The 25,488-nt window shown below is 57.0% G+C and carries 20 protein-coding genes; 13 read left to right on the top strand and 7 right to left on the bottom strand.

Annotation, left to right across the window (positions count from 1 at the left end; all coding sequences use genetic code 11):
- Positions 1-393: 393 nt before the first annotated feature.
- Positions 394-579, bottom strand: a complete 186-nt coding sequence (locus AC559G_RS24705) for a hypothetical protein (RefSeq protein ID WP_498915304.1) — start codon at positions 577-579, stop codon at positions 394-396.
- 347 nt (positions 580-926) lie between these two features.
- On the opposite strand from AC559G_RS24705, the gene AC559G_RS24700 reads away from it, so the two are divergent.
- Together AC559G_RS24700 and AC559G_RS24695 are read left to right on the top strand one after the other, a co-directional pair.
- Positions 927-1,835, top strand: a complete 909-nt coding sequence (locus AC559G_RS24700; RefSeq protein WP_498915302.1) for a DUF8812 domain-containing protein — start codon at positions 927-929, stop codon at positions 1,833-1,835.
- On the top strand, positions 1,832-2,281 hold the full coding sequence (locus AC559G_RS24695; protein ID WP_498915300.1) for a lysozyme inhibitor LprI family protein: 450 nt from the start codon (positions 1,832-1,834) through the stop codon (positions 2,279-2,281). Before AC559G_RS24700 ends, AC559G_RS24695 begins: the two co-directional genes overlap by 4 nt.
- Here the strand turns inward: AC559G_RS24695 and AC559G_RS24690 are convergent.
- From AC559G_RS24690 to sbcD, 3 genes are all read right to left on the bottom strand, one after another.
- Positions 2,278-2,526: a hypothetical protein gene (locus tag AC559G_RS24690; protein WP_498915298.1), complete on the bottom strand. Its 249-nt coding sequence runs from the start codon at positions 2,524-2,526 to the stop codon at positions 2,278-2,280. The two genes, AC559G_RS24695 and AC559G_RS24690, sit on opposite strands and share 4 nt — an antisense overlap.
- 62 nt (positions 2,527-2,588) lie before the next feature.
- Entirely contained in the window at positions 2,589-5,840 is a 3,252-nt protein-coding gene (gene sbcC, locus AC559G_RS24685) for an exonuclease subunit SbcC (protein ID WP_498915296.1), read from the bottom strand.
- Positions 5,837-7,069, bottom strand: a complete 1,233-nt coding sequence (gene sbcD, locus AC559G_RS24680; RefSeq protein WP_498915294.1) for an exonuclease SbcCD subunit D — start codon at positions 7,067-7,069, stop codon at positions 5,837-5,839. Before sbcD ends, sbcC begins: the two co-directional genes overlap by 4 nt.
- 281 nt (positions 7,070-7,350) lie before the next feature.
- Here sbcD and phoB point away from each other — a divergent pair, with 281 nt between their 5' ends.
- From phoB to malZ, 7 genes are all read left to right on the top strand, one after another.
- Positions 7,351-8,040: a phosphate response regulator transcription factor PhoB gene (gene phoB, locus AC559G_RS24675; RefSeq protein WP_095845642.1), complete on the top strand. Its 690-nt coding sequence runs from the start codon at positions 7,351-7,353 to the stop codon at positions 8,038-8,040.
- Positions 8,041-8,070: 30 nt separating this feature from the next.
- Entirely contained in the window at positions 8,071-9,387 is a 1,317-nt protein-coding gene (gene phoR, locus AC559G_RS24670; RefSeq protein WP_498915293.1) for a phosphate regulon sensor histidine kinase PhoR, read from the top strand.
- Between the two features lie 14 nt (positions 9,388-9,401).
- Positions 9,402-10,379, top strand: a complete 978-nt coding sequence (locus AC559G_RS24665; protein WP_498915291.1) for a PstS family phosphate ABC transporter substrate-binding protein — start codon at positions 9,402-9,404, stop codon at positions 10,377-10,379.
- Between the two features lie 174 nt (positions 10,380-10,553).
- Positions 10,554-11,660 carry a cobalamin-independent methionine synthase II family protein gene (locus tag AC559G_RS24660; RefSeq protein ID WP_438597421.1) on the top strand — a complete coding sequence of 369 codons (1,107 nt, stop codon included), beginning with the start codon at positions 10,554-10,556 and terminating at the stop codon, positions 11,658-11,660.
- A gap of 448 nt (positions 11,661-12,108) precedes the next feature.
- Complete coding sequence (gene brnQ / locus AC559G_RS24655) at positions 12,109-13,428, top strand: branched-chain amino acid transport system II carrier protein (RefSeq protein ID WP_438597422.1); 1,320 nt, start codon at positions 12,109-12,111, stop codon at positions 13,426-13,428.
- A 169-nt stretch (positions 13,429-13,597) separates the two neighbouring features.
- Complete coding sequence (gene proY / locus AC559G_RS24650) at positions 13,598-15,004, top strand: proline-specific permease ProY (RefSeq protein WP_438597423.1); 1,407 nt, start codon at positions 13,598-13,600, stop codon at positions 15,002-15,004.
- A gap of 200 nt (positions 15,005-15,204) precedes the next feature.
- Positions 15,205-17,085, top strand: coding sequence for an alpha-glycosidase (malZ, locus tag AC559G_RS24645; protein WP_498915288.1), 1,881 nt, complete (start codon positions 15,205-15,207; stop codon positions 17,083-17,085).
- A gap of 271 nt (positions 17,086-17,356) precedes the next feature.
- Here malZ and ggt read toward each other — a convergent pair whose 3' ends face one another.
- The 3 genes from ggt to AC559G_RS24630 all read right to left on the bottom strand — a co-directional run bounded on the left by ggt (position 17,357) and on the right by AC559G_RS24630 (position 20,754).
- Positions 17,357-19,120 carry a gamma-glutamyltransferase family protein gene (gene ggt / locus AC559G_RS24640; RefSeq protein WP_498915286.1) on the bottom strand — a complete coding sequence of 588 codons (1,764 nt, stop codon included), beginning with the start codon at positions 19,118-19,120 and terminating at the stop codon, positions 17,357-17,359.
- A gap of 217 nt (positions 19,121-19,337) precedes the next feature.
- Entirely contained in the window at positions 19,338-19,940 is a 603-nt protein-coding gene (locus tag AC559G_RS24635) for a peroxiredoxin C (RefSeq protein ID WP_095845634.1), read from the bottom strand.
- A 232-nt stretch (positions 19,941-20,172) separates the two neighbouring features.
- The gene (locus AC559G_RS24630) at positions 20,173-20,754 is read right to left on the bottom strand and encodes an acyl carrier protein phosphodiesterase (protein ID WP_498915284.1); all 582 of its coding nucleotides are present in this window, start codon (positions 20,752-20,754) and stop codon (positions 20,173-20,175) included.
- A 120-nt stretch (positions 20,755-20,874) separates the two neighbouring features.
- On the opposite strand from AC559G_RS24630, the gene queA reads away from it, so the two are divergent.
- The 4 genes from queA to secD all read left to right on the top strand — a co-directional run bounded on the left by queA (position 20,875) and on the right by secD (position 25,487).
- A complete protein-coding gene (gene queA, locus AC559G_RS24625) occupies positions 20,875-21,945 on the top strand; it encodes a tRNA preQ1(34) S-adenosylmethionine ribosyltransferase-isomerase QueA (RefSeq protein ID WP_438598264.1) in 1,071 nt (356 codons plus the stop codon).
- Positions 21,946-22,006: 61 nt separating this feature from the next.
- Positions 22,007-23,131 (top strand): tRNA guanosine(34) transglycosylase Tgt, encoded by a 1,125-nt coding sequence (gene tgt, locus AC559G_RS24620; RefSeq protein ID WP_438598263.1) that lies wholly within the window; start codon positions 22,007-22,009, stop codon positions 23,129-23,131.
- Positions 23,132-23,282: 151 nt separating this feature from the next.
- A complete protein-coding gene (gene yajC / locus AC559G_RS24615; RefSeq protein WP_279022999.1) occupies positions 23,283-23,615 on the top strand; it encodes a preprotein translocase subunit YajC in 333 nt (110 codons plus the stop codon).
- A gap of 24 nt (positions 23,616-23,639) precedes the next feature.
- Positions 23,640-25,487 (top strand): protein translocase subunit SecD, encoded by a 1,848-nt coding sequence (secD, locus tag AC559G_RS24610; protein ID WP_346078751.1) that lies wholly within the window; start codon positions 23,640-23,642, stop codon positions 25,485-25,487.
- The last annotated feature ends 1 nt before the right edge of the window (position 25,488 follow it).

Here is a 25,488-nt window from a genome sequence, read left to right as displayed (position 1 = left end):
GATTAAGGCGTCACGACGATAGGCATGGGTATTTGAGAGAGATTTCTGAAGAAATTTCTGGCAGACTTGTGTAACAGGCATAGCGGGGTCCTTTACTTTTTGTTGGCGCACGAAGTAGATCATATCCTGCTATGCCTGTCTGCATTTTTGTGGGGAACCATCAGCCCTAACGACCCGCGCCTGCGCCATATCAGGCGGCCGCTGTGCGGCTGCCCTCACTGTGTCACTTCGCATTAACGGAAGGCGTAGCAGGCGTCCCTGCCTGTCTCGCCTGAAACCGCCGTCCTGGCGGTTTCGCCTATGCTACGTTCCGCCGTTCGGCGCCTTCAATGGCTTTAATACCCGTGCTCCACTCACCAATGATATTGTCTTTGATTGTGTCGAAACCGGTGGTTAGATTGCCCGGTGGCGATAGATTGGGGGGGTGACGTTTAGCGCGCATCTTGGGTTGCCGAGCAAGGCACCGTTGCCAGGGGCAATCGGCCACGGATGGTGCGAACCGTTACAGCTTAGTGGCAACGGCCCATCAACCACCAGTAAGATCTGCACTTTCGGTTCCATACCCGGCAGATTTGTCACTCACCTCATCAATTACCTGAGTAAACTCTCGGGGACTCGCTGCGGCGCTGTCTTCCTGTAACTTAAATTATTTAGAGTATGGCCCCATATATTTCAGCAATGAACAGTATAATTAATAGAAGCAGGTAACAGCTTCTGCTAAAAATAGAATTCATCATAGAAAGTGTTAGGGCATATTATGCGGTGCATAGCCGGGTAATATTGCTTATCGGCTTGACTGGGATTTCTGTAAGTAATATAAAAATGGCAGGAAGTATCTACTGGCCGGAATACCAAAGAAAACTGCGAAATGTAATGGAATACATACTGCGCCCAGTGGCGCGGTTGTCAGAAAGGAGCCATACATCGTGTCATACCACCCACCCTGTGTATTTCGCCCCACTGGGTCTATTGGCGTCTTTGGCGCCAATACTCCGGAAGAGGTAAAAACGCTACAGAAGATGATGATCAACGCTGGTTACAACAACATTCGCGGTAACAACCTCCGCGTTACCGGCCATTGTGACCCGGAAACCAAAGCGGCGATTATCTGGTATCAGCGCTTACTGAATATGTCGCCCTCCGGCCTGATGCATCCCCAGGAAACGTGGTTTTTCACTATGTTCAGCCAGGCTATGGCCCCACACTGGCGGCCGCGTGATACCGGCCCACTTCACGTTCGTGAAGGGCAGGTCACCTTTGATGCTGAAGGGGTAGATTATTTAAACGGCCCAGAGCCATTCAACCAGCCGAAGAGCTTAAAAAACTTCTCGCGTGTTCTTCACTGGCCTGCTGGATTATCGGGCGTAACAATTGGACGCGGCTACGATATGAAGGATCGTAGTGCTGGGGAAATTTTGACACATTTTAGGCAGGCGGCAATTGAAGAATATAAGGCGAGAATTTGCTCTAAGGCTGCAGGCCTTATTGGACGTCAGGCCCATAGTTTTGTGAAGGCATATGGGGCATTGGTTGGTGAAATCACTCACTTACAGCAGATTAGATTATTTGAAATAGCTTACGGAATAAAATTGGGAGAAGTGAAGAACCTTTACAGAAGAGTATCTCGTACTATACCTAATGCTCCATCATGGGAGAAGCTTGACTCAAATGTAAAGGATGTAATTATTGATATTTTTTATCAAGGAGTACATGACGCTCGTGGGCTTTTTCAAGCAGCCATTGCCGGCAGAAAAGAACTAAGTTTACATATTAAAAGTGATATGTATTATATGAGATTTGAAAACCATCGCCAAAGATTGAGATATTTAAAATGAAAAAAAATTTTTTAAGTTTCTTTGTTTTTTTTTCTTGTTTTCCTCTGGTGGCCTCAGCTGTATTGTATGAGGGCCCAGAGGCAAAAGCATGTTTTACCGAGCACGCTGAACCAAGGCAACAAGAAAAATGCCTTCAACAGAAAAAAAAGCAGAGTGAATTAAAGATGGAAAATTTCATTGCTGAAACAAATAAAAGAATTAAGGCCAATAATATGGGTTCTTTTAATGGTAAAAATGATTCAGATGAAACATCAGGGGATGTTTACAGCAAACGTTTTTTAGACGCGCAAAACCAGTGGAGGAAGTATAGGGAAAGATTATGCCTTGCTGTAGCAACAGAAATTAACGAAGATGCCTATGATTACCAATCATTTATAGCTCAGTGTGAAATAAATCTCAACAAGCGGCACATGGAAGAAATTAATATGATGGGGATAACACCTTAGGCTGTGTTTCGCAAATAAGTCGTGGTGCCGTCTTTGTGTTCAAAGCCCGTTATCACGCCAGCGGTGCCATGTGCAATTGTTGCAGATAAACGCGGGGTGATTAAGGCAACTGCCGTTGAGATCCGCGTCGGTAGATTACTGTTTAAGCAACGTTCTTTGTCGGGTTCTGGAAGGGTTTTGGTGGCGATAACACAGTCGTTTTTTGTAACAACGTAGCCCGCGCCCGAGGGGCGCGGCTCCTGCATATGTGCTCCACTCACCCATTGAATGGCCTTTAATCGTGTCAAAACCAATGGTTTGATAGGTATTACGCCACCCGGAACTGGCTCTCGAGTTTGCTGACTCCCAGCCCATTGATCTTTTTCACCTTTATCTGCACCGGAATGCGCTCCTTCATTGCCTCGACGTGGCTGATCACGCCAATGGTTTTCCCGGATGCATTCAAACTGTCGAGGGCGTCCAGCGCGGTATCCAGCGTTTCGGCATCCAGCGTGCCGAAGCCTTCATCCAGAAACAGCGAATCGATGCTGGTCTTGTGGCTGACCAAATCGGACAACGCCAGCGCCAGCGCCAGGCTGACCAGAAAGCTCTCACCGCCCGACAGCGTGCGGGTATCGCGCACCGCATCCGCTTGCCAGGTATCCATCACCTGCAGCTCCAGCGCATCGCTGGTTTTACGCTGCAGCAGATAGCGGCCGTGCAACCTGGCCAACTGCAGGTTGGCCAGATACACCAGATGATCGAGCGTCAGCCCTTGGGCGAACTTGCGGAACTTGTCGCCTTCTTTCGAGCCGATAAGCTGGTTGAGGTAGCTCCAGTCGTCGCAATACTGCTGGCTTTGGGCGATCTGCTCAAACAGCGCCTGTTGGCTGATGCGCCGTGCGGCGTCGCTTGCCAACTGGCTTTGCACTTCGCCCTGGCGCTGCTGCAGCGTTTTCAACCGTTGCCCCAGATCCGCCAATGCCTCGGCTAACGCGCCGGCGTCGGCATTGGCTTCATCCATGTCTTGCGGCCGGGTTTGCGCATGCTGTTCCAGCGTTTGCTGGGCTTGCGCCAGCAGCGCCTGGGCCTCGGCCTGCTGTTGCTGCAGCCTTTCTTTCAACTGTTGTAGCTGTTGGCGCTGTGCGTCATCCAGCAAGGCGGCGGTAAATGCCGCTTCATCATCAAACTCGCTGGCCGCCAGCGCTTGCTGCCAGTGTTGTTCAGCCTGTTGCAGACGCTCGGCCCATTGCCGTTGCTGTTTTTCCAATTCGGCAAGCTGCCCGGCCAGGCGATCGCTTTGCGCCTGGGCCTGCTGTAATCGCTCCGCCGCCTGGCTGCTGGTTTGTTCGCACAACGCCTGGCGGCGGCGCAACTGCTCGCGCACCTGTGCGACCTGCTGTTCGCCAAACAGCGCCCGGCGTTGTGCATGCAGTTCGCCCAGCGCTCGCGTGCTTTCCTGACATTGCTGCTGCAGGCGTTGCTGCTGGCTTTGTGCCTCAATGAGGTTCTTCTCCAACTGGCTGCGGCGTTCGTCCAGCAACAACTGTTGCTGTTGGCTGCGCTGCTGTTCCTGTTGCAACGCCGCCAGCGCGTCTTTGGCCTGCTGCACTGCCTGGAGCGCCTGTTCGTGCTGTTGCAACTGGTGCTGACACTGGCGTTCCTCGGCTTCGCAGCTTGCCAGCCAGGCTTCCAGCTGTGTGCCGTCATGCAGGCCGAAGCCCAGATCCAACGGCGCGCTGAGGGCTTGCCAATCGTTGGCATGTTCCGCCTGCTGCCGTTCGTCCTGTGCAATGGCCTGCTGCAGGCGCTGCTGCTGTTCTTGCAGGCTTTCGCTGCGGGTGCGCAGCTCGGTGCCCTGGCGTTGCAAATCTTCGGTGGTTTGGCGCATTTCCAGCAGGCGCCGTTCGGTTTCCGAAGGTTTAGCCGCCTGGTACTGCGCAATTGCCGGGTGCTGGGTGGCGCCGCACAGCGGGCACGGCTCGCCGCTTTGCAAATGCGCGCGCTCGGCTTCCAGGCTGACGATGCGTTTTTCCAGTTCCCACCGCTTTTCCACCTCCTGTTCAAGCGCCCGGTGTTGTTTGAACTGCTGGCGGGCCAGCTCGAGCTGTTGTTGTAGCTTGGCAAGCTGGGTTTGGCGTTCGCTGAATTCCTGCCGTTGCGGTTCCAGGCGCTGGGCGATTTGCCGCGCCAGAGAGGCGAGCGTGTATAAGCGCTGGCGGGTGGGGCGCTGCTCGGCCAACCTGGCCTGATGCTGGCGCAGCGCGGCCAGCGGGGAGGCGGCTTCCAGCGCCTGCTGCTGCTGTTGCTGCTGTGCCAGCGCGCTTGCAAGCTGTGCTTGTTTGGCCTGATATTGTTCGGTCTGCGCCGCCAATCGGGCGCGTTCAGCATCAAGCTGCGTTAACTGTTGCTGCTGTTGGCTGCACTGTTGCGCCTGAGTGTCGCAGGCCTGCTGCGTTTCCGTCAGGGTTTGCTGCAGTAGGGCGATACGGCCGTCGAGCGGCACCACCTGTTCGTCAATCAGTGTGACTTGCTGCTGCTGATGCGCGGCATGCGCTTGCTGTTCGGCGCGGGCTTTTTCCAACGCCTGTTGCAGTGGCGCAAGCTGTGCCAACTGCTGTTGCTGTTGCTGCGTAAGCTGTGCGATGTGCTGCTGCATTGCCGCCGCTTCCTGGCGGCAGCGCGCGCGTTGATCCATTAAGGGGCGCAATTTTTCCGCTGGTACGCTGCGCGCCAGGCGTTGCAATTGCGGTTCGGCCTGGCGGAGTTCCTGCTGCACGGCCGCCAGCCGGGCCTGGGCAGTTTGTTGCTGCTGCTGCGCCTGCCGCCACTGCTGTAGCCAGTTCAACGCCAACTGCTGGCGCTGCGTTTGTTGGCTAAGGGCGGCTTCTTGCTCGCCCAGTTCGGCGCGCTGGTTTTCGAGCGCCAGGCGCTGTTCGTCGTTCAGCAGTTCAATGCCGCTGGCGCGCTGGTGCAGGGCGTCTAAATCGATGCGTGCCTGTTTGTGGCGCTCAAACACCTGTTCGGACAGCCGGCCGTAAATTTCGGTGCCGGTCAGCTCTTCCAGCAGTTCGGCGCGATCGTTGGCGTCGGCATTCAAAAAGGCGGCAAATTGCCCCTGTGACAACATCATGGATTTGGTGAAGCGGCCGAAGTCCAGCCCGGTGATGGTGGCGATCAAATCCAGCTTGTCGCGCACTTTGTCGGCGATGATTTTGCCGTCCGCCAGCAGCGCCAGTTCAACCTTCGGCGCCTGCAGGTTGCCTTCCGCCTGGTTTTTGGCGCGGCGCTGGCTCCAGAAGGCGCGGTAGCCGATACCTTTCACTTCAAACTCCACTTCGGCCAGCGATTCGGCGGTGTGGCGCGTCATCAGTTCGTTTTGGCTGGGGGAGACGTGCAGGCGCGGCGTCTGGTGGTATAACGCCAGGCAAATGGCGTCCAGCAGCGTGGTTTTGCCGGCCCCGGTCGGCCCGGTGATGGCGAACAGCCCGTTGCTGGCGAACGGCTCGGCGCTAAAATCGATTTTCCACTCACCCTGCAGCGAGTTAAGGTTTTTTAAACGCAGGCTCAGGATTTTCATGCGGAAGGCTCCTCATCGGGCTGCGCCAGGCTGGCCACCGTCTGCTGAAACAGCAGGCGGATACGTTGTTGGCGCGATTCATCCATTTCCGGCTCCAGCGCCAGCCGCCGTTCAAAGACCTCGTCGACGCTCAATTCGTTCAGCGTTTCTTTGTCCTGCTGGGCGATCGCCAACCGACGCTGCTCCTTGCTACGGCGCAGCAGCAGCACTTCCACCGGCAGCGCTTCCGTCATTTGCTGAATGCGCCGCTGAATATCGCTGAGGTAATCCTGGGTTGCCACCTCAATATCCAGCCATACCGGCAGTTCCCCCAGATAATCGGCGAACGGCTGCAACTGCTGCTCGATCTGCTGCAAATCGCCTTTAATCAGCTGCATCGGCTGGAAGCTCGGGATCGCCAGCGGCGTCACCTGTTGCAACTGGCCGTCGGCGAAGTCCACCAGGTAGACGCTTTTGCCCGTGCCTAGCTCATCAAAGCTGAGCGGGATCGGCGAGCCGCTGTAACGGATGTGTTCGCTCTTGGCTACCGTTTGCGCCCGGTGAATATGGCCCAGGGCGATATAATCCGCCGCCGGGAAGTGCTGGGCCGGGAAGGCATCCAGCGTGCCGATATAAATGTCGCGCACCGAGTCGGAGGTGGTGACGCCGACGGTGGTCAGGTGCCCGGTGGCGACGATCGGCAGCGGAACGCCCAATTCGGTGCGGCGGTCGCAGGCGGCCTGGTACAGCGCCTGGTAGTGGTGGGTAATGGCGTCTTGCAGGGCGAGCTGTTTTTGCGCGCCGGATTCCCCCGCCTGGCTGGTGAGCAGATCGCGCGGGCGCAGGAAGGGGATGGCGCACAGCACCGCGCCGGGGCGGCCGTCCCGCTGGTGTAGTACCACGATCTGCCGCGCCGGATCGGCCTGTGCGTTGGCCACCACGGTGGTATTCAGGCAGGAAAGCAGCTCGCGCGATTCATTAAGCGTCGCCACGGAATCATGGTTGCCGCCTAATACCACCAACTGGCAGCCGGTGCGCTGCAGCTCGACCACGAAGCGGTTGTACAGCTCGCGCGCATAGCTGGGGGGCGAGCCGCTGTCGAACAGATCGCCGGCGACGATCAACGCATCCACCTGCTGTTGTTCCACCTGGGCGATCAGCCAGTGCAGAAAAGCCTGGTGCTCCGCGGCGCGGGTTTTGGTGAAAAAAAACTGGCCCAAGTGCCAATCAGACGTGTGAATCAGGCGCATGCGGCTCTCCCGTGGCGATATCATCCTGGCGGTGATTATAAGAGGAATAGGGCAGAAGTATGATATTTCTGTGTAAATTGTAATAATCGCTATGCTTATCCTGACCCCGCAATGCGGTTGCTATGGCGATTTGTTTCATAAATCTGTCATAAAACTGACGCATAATGGCGCCCGCAAACAAGGCTGAATTTATGCTACGTGGCTGCCGGTGGCGTTTATGCGCAACTGCAAAATGATGGCACGCGGCCTCACAGAACGTTAACACATTAGCAGGATTGACGATGGCAAGACGCATATTGGTGGTGGAAGACGAAGCGCCGATCCGCGAGATGGTGTGCTTTGTGTTGGAGCAAAATGGTTACCAACCGTTGGAAGCCGAGGATTATGACAGCGCCGTGACGCGCCTGTCTGAGCCGTTCCCTGATTTAGTGTTACTTGACTGGATGTTGCCCGGCGGCTCCGGTATCCAATTTATCAAACATATGAAGCGCGAAGCGCTGACCCGCGATATTCCTGTGATGATGCTGACCGCCCGCGGGGAAGAGGAAGACCGGGTGCGGGGCCTGGAGGTGGGGGCTGATGACTACATCACCAAGCCGTTTTCACCGAAAGAGCTGGTGGCGCGCATCAAAGCGGTTATGCGCCGTATCTCCCCGATGGCGGTGGATGATATGATCGAAATGCAAGGGCTGAGCCTGGATCCCTCATCGCACCGTGTTATGGCCAATGAGCTGGCTCTGGATATGGGCCCGACCGAATTCAAGCTGCTACACTTTTTCATGACTCATCCCGAACGTGTTTATAGCCGTGAACAATTGCTTAATCATGTCTGGGGCACTAACGTGTATGTAGAAGACCGCACCGTTGACGTGCATATCCGCCGGCTGCGTAAGGCGCTGGAGAGCAGTGGTCATGACAAAATGGTTCAAACCGTTCGCGGTACTGGCTATCGGTTCTCAACGCGCTACTAGACTCATTGGTAACGCACAGGAGAACATAGCGTGCTAGAAAACCTATCCTGGAAGCGGCTGGCGCTGGAGCTGGCCCTTTTTTGTCTTCCCGCCTTGCTGTTGGGTTTGATCGTCGGCTATTTGCCCTGGCTATTGTTGATTGCCGTACTGGCGGCGCTGGTCTGGAACTACTCTAACCAACTCAAACTTTCCCACTGGCTGTGGGTGGATCGCAGCATGACGCCGCCGCCCGGCCGCTGGAGCTGGGAACCGCTGTTTTATGGCCTGTATCAAATGCAGCAGCGCAATCGCCGCCGCCGGCGCGAACTGGCGCTGCTGATCAAACGCTTTCGTAGTGGGGCCGAATCGCTGCCGGATGCACTGGTGATGACCACGGAAGAGGGCAATATCTTCTGGTGTAACGGCCTGGCGCAGCATTTGCTGGGCTTCCGCTGGCCCGAAGATAGCGGCCAGCACATCCTTAACCTGCTGCGCTACCCGGAGTTCACCCACTATCTGCAGCAGCAGGAATTCAGTAAACCATTGACGTTGCAATTGAATAACGAGCATTACGTGGAGTTCCGCGTGATGCCCTACGCCGAAGGGCAACTGCTGATGGTGGCGCGCGACGTCACCCAGATGCGCCAGTTGGAAGGCACGCGGCGCAACTTCTTCGCCAACGTCAGCCATGAGTTGCGTACGCCGCTGACGGTGCTGCAGGGCTATCTGGAAATGATGAGCGACGCCGAGCCGGGCGGCTCGATGCGCGGCAAAGCGCTGGCCACCATGCAGGAACAGACCAAGCGGATGGATGGCCTGGTCAAACAATTGTTGACCCTGTCGCGTATTGAAGCGGCGCCGCTGGTGGATATGCACGAGAAAGTCGATATGCCGCTGTTGCTGCGCGTATTGCAGCGTGAGGCGCAGTCGCTAAGCCACGGCAACCACGAGATAAACTTCCGGGTGAATGAACAGTTGAGCGTGTTTGGCAACGAAGATCAGTTGCGCAGCGCCGTTTCCAACCTGGTGTATAACGCGGTCAACCATACGCCGTCGGGTACCCATATCGAAGTGAGCTGGCAGCAAACCCCGCACGGCGCCGAGTTCCAGGTGAGCGACGATGGGCCCGGCATCGCCGCCGAGCACATTCCGCGCTTGACCGAACGTTTTTACCGGGTGGACAAAGCTCGTTCGCGCCAGACCGGCGGCAGCGGGCTGGGGCTGGCGATCGTCAAGCATGCCCTGAGCCACCACGATGCGCGGCTGGAAGTGCTTAGCGAACCCGGTATCGGCACCCGTTTTATCTTCACCCTGCCTAATCGGTTGATTGTGCCGGCGGCTTTATCAGAGAATGCGGTGAAACATTAACGCATGGGCCCGCTATGATCCGATTTACCCGCTGGGGGCTGCTTGGCTTGTTGTTGGTTGGCCGCAGTCTGTTGGCGCAACCCGACGGTATGCTGTCGGGCAACCTGTCCAGCGTCGGTTCCGATACGCTGGCTAACCTGATGGTGTTGTGGGGGCAGGATTTCAGCCAGCACTACCCGAACGTCAACCTGCAGATTCAGGCCGCCGGCTCCTCCACCGCCCCTACGGCGCTGGCGGCCGGGGCGGCGCAGCTTGGCCCGATGAGCCGCCCGATGAAGGCGGCGGAAGTTTCGGCGTTTGAACACCGTTATGGTTATGCGCCGCTGGCGGTGCCGGTGGCTGTCGATGCGCTGGTGGTGCTGGTGCACCAGGATAACCCGCTGCGCGGGCTCAATCTGGCGCAGCTTGATCGGCTGTTTTCCGCCACCCGCCGCTGCAGCGAGCAACCGCCGTTGCAGCGTTGGGGGCAACTGGGCATGACCGGGGATTGGGTGCAACGCAGTATTCAGCGGTTCGGGCGCAATTCCGCTTCCGGCACCTATGGCTACTTTAAATTACGCGCCCTGTGCGGCGGTGATTTCATGGCGCGGGTGAATGAGTTGCCCGGTTCGGCTTCCGTGGTGCAGGCGGTGGCCGGTTCGCTCAACAGCATCGGTTACGCCAGCATTGGCTTTCGCGCCAGCGGCGTGCGCCTGCTGCCGCTGGCCGAACGCGGTGATGATTATATTCCGCCAACGGAAGACAACGTGCGCAATGGCAGCTACCCGCTGGCGCGTTACCTGTATATCTATATCAACAAAGCGCCCAACCAGCCGCTGGAACCGCTGACCGCAGCGTTTCTCGACCGGGTGCTCTCCAGCCAGGGGCAAAGCCTGATCAACCATGATGGCTATCTGCCGTTGCCGCCGGATACGCTGCGCAAAACGCGCGCCGCGTTGGGGCTGCAACCACTCACTCGCGGCACGCTATCGCCGAGCGCATCGGGATCATGAATTTTCCTCAATACACATGAAAATTCCTCAATTGCTGCTTTTGATGCGGCATGACAGGATGCTTTCCTACAGATTTAGCCGTCTAGAAGTCTGAAAATAACGCGGCGTAATAATTCATCGTGTAAACTATTTGGGCTGGCGGCCGGTGCCGCCTGCATTTAACCAGGAGCAGACATGTCCAAATCCAGTCATGCATTCCATGCCGATGTCGTCGGCAGCCTGTTGCGCCCTGCGCCGTTGAAAGCGGCGCGCCAGCAATTTCAGCGCGGCGAGATTGACGCGGCGCAATTGCGGGCCGTTGAAGACGAACAGATCCGCTACGTTGTCGCCAAGCAGCGGGAAATTGGCCTGAAGGTCGTGACCGACGGGGAGTTCCGCCGCGCCTGGTGGCACTTTGATTTTCTGGAAGGGCTGGATGGCGTGGAAGGCTACCAGGCCACACAGGGCATCCAGTTTAATGGCGTGCAGACCGCGGCGCGCGGCATCAAGGTGACCGGCAAGCTGGGGTTCAGCTCGCACCCGATGCTGGACGATTTCCGTTTTCTGAAGAGCGTGGCCGGCGATGCGGTGCCTAAAATGACCATCCCAAGCCCGAGCGTGCTGCATTTCCGTGGCGGCCGCCAATCGATCGACCACCAGGTTTACCCGGATCTCGGCCAGTATTTCGCCGATCTGGCGCAAACCTATCGCGATGTGATCAAGGCATTCTACGACGCCGGTTGCCGCTATCTGCAGTTGGACGACACGGTGTGGGCCTATTTGTGTTCTGAAGATCAGAAACGCCAGATCCGTGAGCGTGGCGAAGATCCGGCGCAGCTGGCGCGCACCTATGCCGATGTGCTGAACAAGGCGCTGGAAGGCAAACCGGAAGATCTGACCGTGGGGCTGCATGTGTGCCGCGGCAATTTCCGCTCCACCTGGATCTCTGAAGGCGGTTATGAACCGGTTGCTGAGATCCTGTTCGGCGAAGTGAACATCGATGCCTTCTTCCTGGAATATGACAACGAACGTTCTGGTGGTTTTGAGCCGCTGCGCTTTATCAAGCCGGGCAAACAGCAGGTGGTGTTGGGCCTGATCACCACTAAAACCGGCGAGCTGGAAGATCCGCAAGTGGTGAAAGCGCGCATTGCGGAAGCCGCGCAGTATGTCGATCTGAAGCAGCTTTGCCTCAGCACGCAGTGCGGGTTTGCGTCAACGGAAGAGGGCAATAGCCTAAGCGAACAGCAGCAGTGGGATAAACTGCGCAGCGTGGTGGATATTGCCGGGCAGGTTTGGCGCTAGCGGCCGGCCCAAGAGTGAACCGCGCATAAACAACGAAGGAATTGTGTGTTTTGCGCGGTGAACGGCGCGATGTTTCACATTTTGTGAGGCTGTTGCTCAAAAATAATACAAATCATGTAGTGTATATTTCATAAAGTTCGGCACGATCAACTGGATGTTAAATATTATCTGGTTTATTGCTCTGCTTTATAATCCTCGCCTTGCCTTTCTGCGCTATAAACGTTTTACTTAGTCCCCGTTGTCGGACTAATCCTCTATTTTTATAACTTCTAAAGTCCAGCCCATCATCAACAGTGGTTACCGTTATTCAAGGAATAAAGCCCCACCTGGGTGCGTTTTTTCTATGGTTTCGGGCAACGACGATGGCGCGGCAAGCCGGCAACCCGGGTGGGGCGTTTCGCCACCACACAACAGGCAATTTTTTATTTAACAGGCAACACGACACCTTATGAGTCATCGTTTAACGTCAAAAGACATCATGGCATTGGGCTTTATGACCTTTGCCTTATTCGTCGGCGCGGGGAATATTATTTTCCCGCCGATGGTGGGTTTGCAATCCGGCGAACACGTTTGGACTGCCGCACTCGGTTTCTTGCTGACAGCGGTCGGGCTACCGGTGATCACCGTGATCGCGCTGGCGCGCGTGGGCGGCGGGATCGATGCGCTCAGCACGCCGATTGGCCGTAAGGCCGGCCTGGTGCTGGCCACCGTGTGCTATTTGGCCGTCGGCCCGCTGTTTGCCACGCCGCGTACCGCCACCGTTTCCTTTGAAGTGGGTATTGCACCGCTGACCGGCGAAGGCGCCGCGCCACTGCTGGTCTATAGCCTGATCTACTTTGCGCTGGTGATCGCCATTTCGCTTTATCCTGGGCGCCTGCTTGATACCGTGGGCCGTTTCCTGGCGCCGCTGAAAATCATCGCGCTGGGTATCCTGGGCGTTGCCGCGGTGTTCTGGCCGGTGGGCACCCCGATTCCTGCGATTGAAGCCTATGAAGGCGTGCCGTTCTCTTCCGGCTTTATCAACGGCTATCTGACGATGGATACCCTGGGCGCGCTGGTATTCGGCATCGTTATCGTTAACGCTGCGCGTTCTCGCGGTGTAAAAAATGCCGGCCTGTTGACCCGTTACACCATCCTTGCCGGTTTGATCGCCGGTGTTGGCCTGACGCTGGTTTACCTGAGCCTGTTTAAACTGGGTTCCGGCAGTGGTGTGCTGGTACCGGAGGCCACTAACGGCGCGGTGATCCTGCATGCCTATGTGCAGCATACCTTCGGCAGCCCGGGCAGCGCCTTCCTGGCGGCGTTGATTTTCATTGCCTGTATGGTCACGGCGGTCGGCCTGACCTGCGCTTGTGCCGAATTTTTCGCGCAATATCTGCCGTTCTCGTATAAAACGCTGGTGTTTATTCTGGGCCTGTTCTCGATGGTGGTGTCCAACCTGGGGCTGAGCCACCTGATCCAGATCTCGATTCCGGTGTTGACCGCCATTTATCCGCCGTGCATTGTGCTGGTGCTGATGAGCTTCACCCTGCGTTGGTGGAACAGCGCCAAGCGTATTGTGGCGCCGGTTATGCTGGTCAGCCTGTTATTTGGTATCCTTGACGCCGTCAAGGCGTCTAACTTCAAACCGTTCTTGCCGGCCTGGACTAACCATTTGCCGCTGGCTGAGCAAGGGCTGGCCTGGTTGCCGCCTTCGTTGTTGATGCTGGTTATGGTCGCGATTTATGACCGTATCTGCTCACGGGCTGAAGTGACGGTGCATCAGTAACTCCCCGGTCTGAGTTTTGGGCCACGGACACGTCCGTGGCTTTTTTGCGTATTAGAGCCTGCCCCAATAGGCATTGATTTATCCGACCCGCGGCGCTGTTCCCGGCGCAACGGGCTGAATCGGCAACACCATGGGTTGGGAACGGCTCGCAGAAAACAGGTTTTTTTGTATGCAACAGGAATCATCTACACAGCAACCGATCAATAAGCTCAAACGCGGCCTGAGCACCCGCCATATTCGCTTTATGGCGCTTGGTTCCGCGATTGGCACCGGTCTGTTTTACGGCTCGGCGGACGCGATCAAAATGGCCGGCCCCAGCGTGCTGCTGGCGTATCTGATTGGCGGCATCGTTGCCTTCATCATTATGCGCGCACTGGGGGAGATGTCGGTCAATAACCCGCAGGCCAGTTCGTTCTCACGCTATGCGCAGGATTATCTGGGGCCGATGGCGGGCTACATCACCGGCTGGACCTACTGTTTTGAAATCCTGATCGTGGCGATTGCCGACGTAACCGCCTTCGGTATCTATATGGGCGTCTGGTTCCCCGAAGTGCCGCATTGGATCTGGGTGTTGAGCGTGGTGCTGATTCTCGGCGGCATCAACCTGATGAGCGTGAAGGTTTTTGGTGAACTGGAGTTTTGGTTCTCGTTCTTCAAAGTGGCCACCATCATCATCATGATCCTTGCCGGTATCGGCATCATCATCTGGGGCATCGGCAACGGCGGGCAGCCAACCGGTATCCACAACCTGTGGGCCAACGGCGGCTTCTTCAGCAACGGCATTATGGGGACGATTCTGTCGCTGCAACTGGTGATGTTTGCCTATGGCGGCATCGAGATTATCGGTATTACCGCCGGTGAAGCCAAAGATCCGAAAAAATCGATTCCGAAAGCCATCAACTCCGTACCGTGGCGTATTCTGGTGTTCTATGTGGGCACGCTGTTCGTCATTATGTCGATTTATCCGTGGAACCAGGTGGGCACCAACGGTAGCCCATTTGTGCTGACCTTCCAGCATATGGGCATCACGGTGGCGGCCGGCATCCTTAACTTTGTGGTGATCACCGCTTCGCTGTCGGCAATTAACAGCGATGTGTTCGGGGTTGGCCGTATGCTGCACGGTATGGCAGAACAAGGCCATGCGCCGCAGATTTTCAGCCGGGTTTCCAAACGCGGTATCCCGTGGGTGACGGTGGTCGTCATGATGGCCGCGCTGTTGGTGGCGGTTTACCTTAACTACATCATGCCGGAAAGCGTCTTTTTGGTGATTGCTTCCCTGGCCACTTTCGCTACCGTGTGGGTGTGGATCATGATCCTGTGCTCGCAGATTGCGTTTCGCCGCAAGCTGAAGCCGGAGCAGGTTAAAGCGCTGGAGTTTCCACTGCGCGGCGGTGTGTTGACCTCGGCGGTGGCGATCGTTTTCCTGGTGTTTATCATCGGCCTGATTGGCTACTTCCCGACCACCCGCGTTTCGTTGTACGCCGGCCTGGTATGGGTGGCGCTGCTGCTGGCCGGGTATTACATCAAGATTAATCGCCAGAAAAAACAGGCCGTACCGGCCGCCCAGCAAGAGTAACCCCGTAAGCGCCGGCCTTGTGCCGGCGCATTTCTAATGCCTGCCTGTTTACCGCCGCCTGCTTGTAACCCGCAAAGCGCATCCTGTCTCCACCCCTTGGCTCCTCCCTGTGATTGCCGGTAAAAGAGGAGGGGGAATGCGATCCACTGTGGCACTGTAAATCATTCGCCCGTTTTGTTTCGTACCACAGGAGAAACCTCATGCTCAATGCCTGGCATCTCGCGGCCCCGCCATTTGTGGCCCAGAAAGGGCAGAATCTGTACATCACGCTCTGGTTGCAGGGGGCGGAACTGCCCGAACGGGTGTTTTTGCGCGCAGAACCGGATAATGAAGAATGGCTGCTGCCGATGAAAGCGCGGGCCAGCGGGGGGCTTTGGCGTTACCAGGCCCGCCTGACCTTAAACGAAGGGGAAGCAACGCGCCGCTATTGCTTTAAGCTGGTATGGGCGCATAGCCAACGTTGGTTTGGCCCATTGGGATGGGCAACCATGCCGCCGGGGCAACTGGCGCAGTTTGCGCTGGATGTGCCGGACAGCAGCCCGGCGTGGGTGGCCGATCAGGTGTTTTACCAAATATTTCCCGATCGCTTCGCCAGCAGCGGCGGCAGCCACGGTATTCAGAACGGCAGTTACTACCATCATGCGGCGGCAAGCGATGTGATCCGCCGCGATTGGCACTATCCACTGGAAGATAACCATGCCGCCTCGACCTTTTATGGCGGTGATCTGGACGGCATACGCCAAAAGCTCCCTTACCTGCGGCACCTGGGGGTGACGGCGCTGTATCTTAACCCGATTTTCACCGCCCCCAGCGTGCACAAATACGATACCGAAGACTATTACCAGGTGGATCCGTACTTCGGCGGCAATGAGGCCTTACTGCGTTTGCGAGTGAGTACTCGCAAGGTGGGTATGAAGCTGGTGCTGGATGGGGTGTTTAACCACACCGGCGATTCGCATCCGTGGTTTGATCGCTACCAAACTCATGACGATGGCGCTTGCCATAACCCGGCTTCCCCGTACCGGGGCTGGTTTAATTTCTACCCGGACGGGCAGGCGCTCAGTTGGAAAGGACATACCAGCCTGCCGAAGCTGAACTTTGCCGCGCCGCAGGTGGCCAGCGTGATTTATCAGGGAGAAGACAGCGTGGTGCGCCACTGGCTGCGGCCGCCGTACAGTATCGACGGCTGGCGGCTGGATGTGGTGCATATGCTGGGCGAAAATGGCGGCGCGGCCGGTAACTTGCGCCATCTGGCCGGAATGTATCAGGCGATCAAACAGGAAAACCCGCAGGCTTATGTGCTGGGTGAACACTTTGGCGATGCTCGCCGCTGGCTGCATGCCGGGGTGGAAGATGCGGCGATGAACTACATGGGGTTTGCTCTGCCGGTACGCGCCTTTTTGGCCGGTTTGGATGTGGCGCACCATCCGGTGCAGATCGATGCCGCCGCCTGCGCCAGTTGGATGGATGAATACCGTGCCGGCTTGCCGCATGGGCGCCAGCTTATTCTGTTTAATCAGTTGGATAGTCACGATACCGCCCGTTTCATCACGCTGCTTGGCCACAATGTACCGCGCATGCAGATGGCGTTGGCATGGCTGTTTTGCTGGATAGGGGCCCCTTGCCTGTATTACGGCGATGAAATTGGCCTAGATGGCGCGAACGATCCTTTCTGCCGCAAGCCATTCCCGTGGGATGAAAGCCGTTGGAATCCGGTTTTACTGGCGCAGGTGCCACGGCTGGCGGCGCTACGTAAACGCAGCCAGGCCCTGCGCCGCGGCGGCTGCCAGGTGCTGTACGCCGCCGGTGAAACGCTGGTGTTTGTACGTGCTTACCATCAGGAACGCATTTTGGTGGCGTTGCAGCGCAATGGCGGCGGCGAGGTGGTTTTGCCGTACAGCCCGTTGCTGACGCCGTGTGCGTGGCAGCAGGAAGAAGGCGAAAGCCTGCTAATGGCGGAAGAAGGGGGCGTGCGGCTGCGGTTGGCGGAGGAGTCAGTGGCGGTGTGGTGCTCCCTCACACCAACCCTCTCCCGCAGGGAGAGGGAGCAGCCCGGCGTTGTTGATGAGCAGGGTGACTAAATATCGTCTGGCGCGAAATTCAGTGTTGGCTGATCAACTGGCCTTCTGGGCAGGCTCTGTCCCCTCTCCCTGCGGGAGAGGGCTAGGGTGAGGGCGGTTGAAGCATAAAGAAGCTTGCCCAACGGACATACCGGGCGGGCTCTACTCCCTCTCCCTGCGGGAGAGGGGTGGGGTGAGGGCGGTTGAAGCATAAAGAAGCTTGCCCAACGGACATACCGGGCGGGCTCTGCTCCCTCTCCCTGCGGGAGAGGGGGGGGGTGAGGGCGAGGGCTTAATACCCGATGGCAGAACCGGCTGGGCGGCGGACGTCGTTGGCGCCGTACAGATAGCCTTCACGCACCTTGCCGGACACCGCCGAATCGTTGCCCGAGTTGGCCGGCGTTACGCCTGCAGCGCCAGGCAGACCGACCAAAATCAGCTCCGCAGCGCCCCATGGGGTTTGCTCCACCATCTTGTAGCCCATGTCGTTGAGGATTTTCAGCGAATCAGCGGAAACGCCCCTCTGCTCGTAATACACCTCATCCGGCAACCACTGCTGGTGGATGCGCGGCGCATCTACCGCCTCCTGCGGCGCCATATCGTGATCGATCACGTTCAGCGCGGTTTGCAGGGTGATGGTGATAATACGTGAACCGCCCGGTGAGCCGAGCACCATAAAGATTTTATTATCCTTGGTCACCAACGTCGGGCTCATTGATGATAGTGGGCGCTTACCGGGGGCGATGGCATTAGCCGTGCCTTGCACCAGTCCGTACAGGTTTTTCTCGCCCACCTTCACGGTGAAGTCGTCCATTTCATCATTGAGGAAGAAACCGGTGCCCGGGGCGATCACCACGGCGCCGAAGCGGCCGTTGACGGTATAGGTGGTGGAAACCGCGTTGCCTTCATGATCGACGATCGAATAGTGGGTGGTTTCCGGTTTTTCATGCGGTTCCATTCCTGGCTGCACGTTTTCAGAAGGTGTTGCCTTGCCCGGAACGATTTTCGCCCGGATCTGTTCGGCGTAGCTTTTACTCAACAGCCGATCGATCGGGTTATTGATAAACGCCGGATCGCCTAGGTAGGTATTGCGGTCCATATAGGCGTGGCGCATGGCTTCGGCCATGGTGTGTATCGCCGCTGCCGAGTTAAAGCCCATGCTTTGCAGGTTGTAACCTTCAAGAATGTTGAGCGTTTCACACAGCGCAACGCCGCCGGAGCTTGGCGGCGGCGAGGAAACAAACTTATAGCCGCGGTAGCTACAGGTGATCGGCGCCGTTTCGGTGACCTTATAGTTGGCGAAGTCGGCCGCCGTCAGAACGCCGCCGCCCTTTTTCGCCGCGGCTTCCACTGCCTGCGGGATTTTGCCGTGATAAAACGCATCTGGGCCCGCTTTGGCGATCGCTTCTAGCGTATGCGCAAGATCGGTTTGCACCAGACGATCGCCCGGCTGCAGCGCCGAACCGTCTTTACGCAGGAAAATCCGCGCCGCCTCGGGATCCTGCTTAAAGCGGGCGACGGTGGTATCAAGAATGTCAGTATCGGCGCGCGTCAGAATAAACCCTTCGCGAGCCAGTTTGATCGCTGGCGCCATGACCTGTTCGCGGCTCAGTTTGCCGTATTTCTGCCGCGCGGTTTCCATCCCCAGCACCGTGCCCGGCACGCCGGCCGCCAGGTAGCCATACAGGCTGGCGCCTTTTTTCACCTTGCCGTCGGCGTCCAGATACATGTTGGCGCTGGCGCCAGCCGGCGCGGTTTCACGGAAGTTGATAAAGGTATCGGTGCCGTCCGCCAGGTGTACGGTCATAAAGCCGCCACCGCCGATGTTACCGCAGCACGGGTTGACCACCGCCTGCGCATAGCCGACGGCGACGGCGGCATCGATGGCGTTACCACCCATTTTGAGAATATCGACGCCAACCTGCGAAGCCAGATGTTGCGACGTCACCACCATACCGTTGCGAGCTTCGACCGCCGGGTTCGAGGCGGCGTACAGGCTGCTGCTCACCAGCATGGCCGCCATGGTGAGCGGCTTGCCCCATTTTTGTAAAAACATAGTCTTACCTGCCCTGTCAGTTTTTATTGTGTTGGTTGTTTTTCACATGCCATAAATAATTTACCAGCGTGATAATAGTTACCACAGAATGGGACACACGCAAAATATTGAGGAAAAAATAAAGAGAAAACAAGGAAGTAAAGCAAGGTGCGGCTGGCGGGCAAAAAAAAACGGCCAGCGGAGATCCGCTGGCCGGCCGGCTGACATTCGCAGAGAATTACAGCTTGGCGGCGTTTTCAGACAGGTATTTAGCAACGCCATCCGGAGAGGCGCCCATCCCTTCTTTGCCTTTTTCCCACTGTGCAGGGCAGACTTCGCCGTGCTCTTCGTGGAACTGCAGCGCGTCGACCATACGCAGCATTTCATCGATGTTGCGGCCCAGCGGCAGATCGTTCACCACCTGGTGGCGCACAACGCCGTTGGCGTCGATCAGGAAAGAACCGCGCAGGGCAACGCCGGCTTCCGGGTGCTCAATGCCGTAGGCTTTTTGAATTTCGCGCTTAACGTCGGCAACCATTGCGTATTTCACTTCACCAATGCCGCCTTTATCGACAGGGGTGTTACGCCATGCATTGTGGACGAATTCAGAATCGAAAGAGACACCGACCACTTCAACGCCACGTTTCTGGAATTCTTCATAACGGTGATCGAAGGCGATCAGCTCTGAAGGGCATACAAAGGTGAAATCCATTGGCCAGAAAAACAGGACGGCTGGTTTGCCGTTCAGGTGTTTTTTCAGGTTGAAATTTTCAACGATTTCGCCGTTGCCCAGTACGGCTGCTGCAGTGAAGTCAGGGGCTTGACGAGTTACCAGGACCATGAATTACTCCTGTAATAGTTGGTAAGTGATTGATGTAAAAGACGGCCGCAAGTATAGGGGCCATGTGTTGGTGAATAAAGGGTAAAACGACCAATCGATGAGATAGCTTTTACCTATCGAAGCAATCAGTAAAACTTGTCGAAGATTAAAAATAACCTCTTTATAGCAAAGGGCAAGCCGGCGATGCCCCTCTGCGGTAAAGCCGGTGGGTCCGTGGTCTGCACGCCCCTAATTACAGCGTTTTTTCTTTCGCCATCTGCATCATCTGTGGGTAAAACTGCCAGAAATGTGTTTCAAGCTGATGATAGTGACGCTCCACATCATGAAAGGAGCCTGCCAGCGCCGTCAGGCGCGGGCGGCGTTTGGCCATGCCCGCCAGCACGTTGGCGATAAAGGGCAGCTCGGCATAGCGTTCCAGCCAGCGCTCTTGCCACAGGTAATTGTTCAGGTTTTGGAAGCGCGCCGGCGTGTGCGGCAGGTGTGGGACGATCTGGCGGCGTGCCGCCTGGCTAAAGTGGGCCAGGCTGATTGCCGGTTCGATCTGCTGCCAATGGCGCGCCAGGAAGTGATCCCACACCACATCCAGCGTGATCGGCGCTACGCGGCGGTGTTCAGGGCTGAAATAGCAACGGCAGGCTTTAACCTGCGGTAGTGAATCGGTCAGCACATCGATGCGGCGGTGCAGCATAATGCCGCCGACCACGGCGGCGGGATAGTCACCCGCCGGGTTGCCGCGGACAAAGTCGGCCAGCAGATTGCCCAACAGGGAGCTTTCCGCCAACTGGGCCAAATGGAGATGCGCGAGAAAATTCATGCGGCAACTATACCTCAACGTGGGCAAATCCTCCTTATTTCTTGCTGCTGAACGCTCACCGCTTTAGACTAGGCCGCCTGTTTTTTACCAACCTACTAAATACTGAAGAAGTGAATATTCATGCGCGTCGCCGATTTTTCTTTTGAACTCCCCGAATCACTGATCGCCCGTTATCCACAAGCTGAACGCAGCGCCTGCCGTCTGCTGCAGTTGGACGGGCCAACGGGCGAGCTGACGCACGGTGTATTCACCGATCTGCTGAACCAACTGGAAGCGGGCGATCTGCTGGTATTTAACAACACCCGGGTGATCCCGGCGCGGGTTTTTGGCCGCAAGGCCAGCGGCGGCAAGATTGAAGTGCTGGTAGAGCGTGTGCTGGACGAACACCGCGTTTTGGCGCACGTGCGTGCATCGAAAGCGCCGAAGGCGGGGGCCGAGCTGCTGCTGGGGGATGACGAAAGCATCAATGCCACCATGGTGGCGCGTCACGATACGCTGTTTGAGCTGCGCTTTAATGACGATCGCGATGTTTTCACTCTGCTCAACGCCGTCGGCCATATGCCGTTGCCGCCATATATCGATCGCCCGGATGAAGATGCCGATCGCGAACTGTACCAAACCGTTTACAGTGAAAAGCCGGGCGCAGTGGCGGCACCGACCGCTGGGCTGCATTTCGATGAACCGCTGCTGGCGGCGCTGCGTGAAAAGGGCGTGGAGATGGCGTTTGTCACCCTGCACGTTGGCGCCGGCACTTTCCAGCCGGTGCGGGTGGACACCATTGAAGACCACGTGATGCACGCCGAATACGCTGAAGTGCCGCAAGACGTGGTGGATGCGGTGCTGGCCTGCAAGGCGCGCGGTAAACGGGTGGTCGCCGTGGGCACCACCTCGGTGCGTTCGCTGGAAAGCGCCGCGGCGGCCAGCCAGGATGCGCTGATCGCGCCGTTTTTCGGCGATACCCGCATCTTTATTTATCCCGGTTATCACTATCAGGTGATTGACGCGCTGGTGACCAACTTCCATTTGCCGGAGTCCACGCTGATCATGCTGGTTTCGGCGTTTGCCGGTTACCGGCACACCATGCATGCCTATCGGCAGGCGGTGGCCGAGCAATATCGATTTTTCAGTTATGGCGATGCGATGTTCATCAGCCGTAACCCGCTGGCGGAACAAGAAACCGTCGGCGCTTAACTCCCCGATATCCCTGTTAAACGACATCAGACTGTTTCTTTTCTCTGATGCTGGAGGCTGAGTGAAGTACGAATTACAAAAAACCGATGGCCGCGCACGGCGCGGCCGGATGGTGTTTGAGCGCGGCGTGGTCGAGACGCCGGCCTTTATGCCTGTCGGCACCTACGGCACGGTAAAAGGCATGACGCCGGAAGAAGTCAAAGAAACCGGCGCACAGATTCTGCTGGGCAACACCTTCCACTTGTGGCTGCGCCCCGGCCAGGAAATCATGAAGCTGCACGGCGATCTGCATGATTTTATGCAGTGGCACGGGCCGATTCTCACCGATTCCGGCGGTTTTCAGGTGTTTAGCCTGGGGGCGATGCGCAAGATAAAGGAAGAGGGCGTTTACTTCCGTAATCCGATCAACGGCGACAAGATATTCCTCAGCCCGGAAAAATCGATGGAGATCCAGTATGATCTCGGCTCTGATATCGTGATGATCTTTGACGAGTGCACGCCATACCCGGCGGATTGGGATTACGCCAAGCGTTCGATGGAAATGTCGTTGCGCTGGGCGAAACGCAGCCGCCAGCGTTTTGACGAACTGAACAACAAAAATGCACTGTTTGGCATTATCCAGGGCGGTGTTTACGAAGATTTACGCGATGTTTCAGTAAAAGGGCTGGTGGATATCGGCTTTGATGGTTACGCTGTGGGCGGCTTGGCGGTAGGCGAGCCGAAAGAGGACATGCATCGTATTCTCGAACATGTTTGCCCGCAAATCCCGCAGGATAAGCCCCGCTACCTGATGGGGGTGGGTAAACCGGAGGATCTGGTGGAAGGCGTGCGGCGCGGCATCGATATGTTTGACTGTGTGATGCCAACGCGTAATGCCCGTAACGGCCACCTGTTCGTGACCGACGGCGTGGTAAAAATCCGCAATGCCAAGCACAAGGATGATACTTCCCCGCTGGATCCCGAGTGTGATTGCTATACGTGCCGTCATTACAGCCGCGCCTACCTGCACCATCTTGATCGTTGCAATGAAATACTGGGTGCCCGTTTGAACACCATCCATAACCTGCGCTATTACCAACGCCTGATGGCGGGTTTACGCCAAGCCATTGAAGAGGGTAAATTAGAGCTGTTCGTTGCTGATTTCTACGGTCGGATCGGCAAGCCGGTTCCACCTTTAAAGGCCTGATAAGCGTCAACGCGCGGCACGGCGGCCGGCCAATGCACCCCAGGCGTATTCACTGCTTCGGGGTTCAGTAGGGCTGGCGGCGCTGCGCTTTGGCCGTTGAAGGGCAAGAAACGCTTGATTAAATAATTGATAACTTAATGAGGGAATTTCAATGAGCTTTTTCATTTCCGACGCCGTCGCATCCGCTGGAGCCCCGGCTCAGGGAAGCCCGTACTCTCTGGTCATTATGCTGGTGGTGTTTGGTCTGATTTTCTATTTCATGATCCTGCGCCCGCAGCAGAAACGTGCCAAAGAGCACAAGAAGCTGATGGACTCGATCGGTAAAGGTGATGAAGTGTTGACCACCGGCGGGCTGATTGGCCGCGTAACCAAAGTGGGTGAAACCGGTATTATCGCCATTGCGCTTAACGACACCACGGAAGTGATGATCAAGCGTGACTTCGTGGCGGCCGTTCTGCCGAAAGGTACCATGAAGGCCCTGTAATTATTTTTCCCGAAGGGAATTGCCGTGCTAAACCGTTATCCTTTGTGGAAGTATCTGATGCTGATCGTTGTGATCATCATCGGTTTGCTTTATGCGCTTCCCAACATCTACGGTGAGGATCCGGCCGTACAAATCACTGGCGCGCGCGGCGTCGCCGCCAGTGAAGCTACGCTGGACCAGGTCCGTACCGTATTAGAAAAAGACAACATCGCAAGCAAGTCTATCGCGCTGGAAGATGGCGCCATCCTTGCTCGCTTTAAAGATCCCGATGTGCAACTGCGTGCCCGCGAAGCCTTGCTTGAGGCATTGGGCGATAAGTACGTTGTGGCACTGAACCTTGCCCCGGCGACGCCAATGTGGCTGACCATGCTGGGGGCTGAGCCGATGAAGCTCGGCCTTGATTTGCGCGGCGGCGTGCACTTCCTGATGGAAGTGGACATGGACACCGCCCTGGGCAAGCTGCAAGAGCAGACCATGGATACCCTGCGCAGCGAGCTGCGTGAGAAGGGCATTCCTTACGCCACCATCCGCAAGCTCGACAACAACGGCGTCGAAGTGCGTTTCCGCGACAATGCCGCGCGCGATGAGGCCATCAGTTACATGACCCCGCGCCAGCGCGATCTGGTGCTCTCCGCCAACGGCACCAACACGCTGAAGGCTACGCTGACCGATGCACGCCTGAGCGAAGCGCGTGAATACGCCGTCCAGCAGAACATCACCATCCTGCGCAACCGCGTCAACCAGCTCGGCGTTGCCGAACCCTTGGTGCAGCGCCAGGGCGCAGACCGCATTGTGGTTGAGCTGCCGGGTATCCAGGATACCGCGCGCGCGAAAGAAATCCTTGGCGCTACCGCCACCCTGGAATTCCGCCTGGTGAACACCAACGCCGACAGCACGGCAGCCGCCAACGGCCGTGTGCCGGGCGACTCCGAGGTGAAATACACCCGTGAAGGGCAGCCGATCGTGCTGTACAAACGGGTGATTCTGACCGGCGACCATATTACGGATTCCACCTCCAGCACCGACGAGTACAACCAGCCGCAGGTGAATATCTCGCTGGACAGCGCCGGCGGTACGACCATGTCCAACTTCACCAAGGACAACATCGGCAAGCCAATGGCGACCCTGTTCGTGGAGTACAAGGACAGCGGTAAAAAAGATGCCAATGGCCGTGCGATTCTGGTGAAGCAGGAAGAAGTGATCAACGTGGCGAATATTCAGTCGCGTCTGGGCAACAGCTTCCGCATCACCGGTATCGGTAACCCGAACGAAGCGCGCCAACTGTCGCTGCTGCTGCGGGCGGGCGCATTGATTGCGCCTATCCAGATTGTGGAAGAGCGCACCATTGGCCCAACCCTGGGGCAACAGAACATTACCCAAGGGCTGGAAGCGTGTCTGTGGGGCCTGGTGGCATCCATCGTCTTCATGGTGGTTTGGTACCGTAAATTCGGCGTTATCGCTACCAGCGCGCTGGTGGCCAACCTGGTGCTGATTGTCGGCGTGATGTCGCTGTTGCCGGGCGCCACGCTCACCATGCCGGGGATTGCCGGTATCGTGCTGACGCTGGCGGTGGCGGTTGACGCCAACGTACTGATTAACGAGCGTATCAAGGAAGAGCTGAGGAACGGGCGTTCCGTTCAGCAAGCGATTCATGAAGGTTATAAAGGCGCGTTTTCCAGTATCGTCGACGCCAACATTACCACGCTGATCACTGCGGTGATTTTGTATGCGGTAGGCACCGGTTCGATCAAAGGTTTTGCGATAACCACCGCCATCGGCGTGGCGACGTCCATGTTCACCGCGATTGTCGGTACCCGTGCCATCGTCAACCTGCTTTACGGCGGCAAACGCATTAACAAGCTGTCTATCTGAG

Source organism: Gibbsiella greigii (assembly GCF_039540155.1).
Taxonomy (GTDB): domain Bacteria; phylum Pseudomonadota; class Gammaproteobacteria; order Enterobacterales; family Enterobacteriaceae; genus Gibbsiella; species Gibbsiella quercinecans.
The sequence above is the reverse complement of the archived record's forward strand: the minus strand, read 5'-3'. Positions and strand labels throughout refer to the sequence as shown.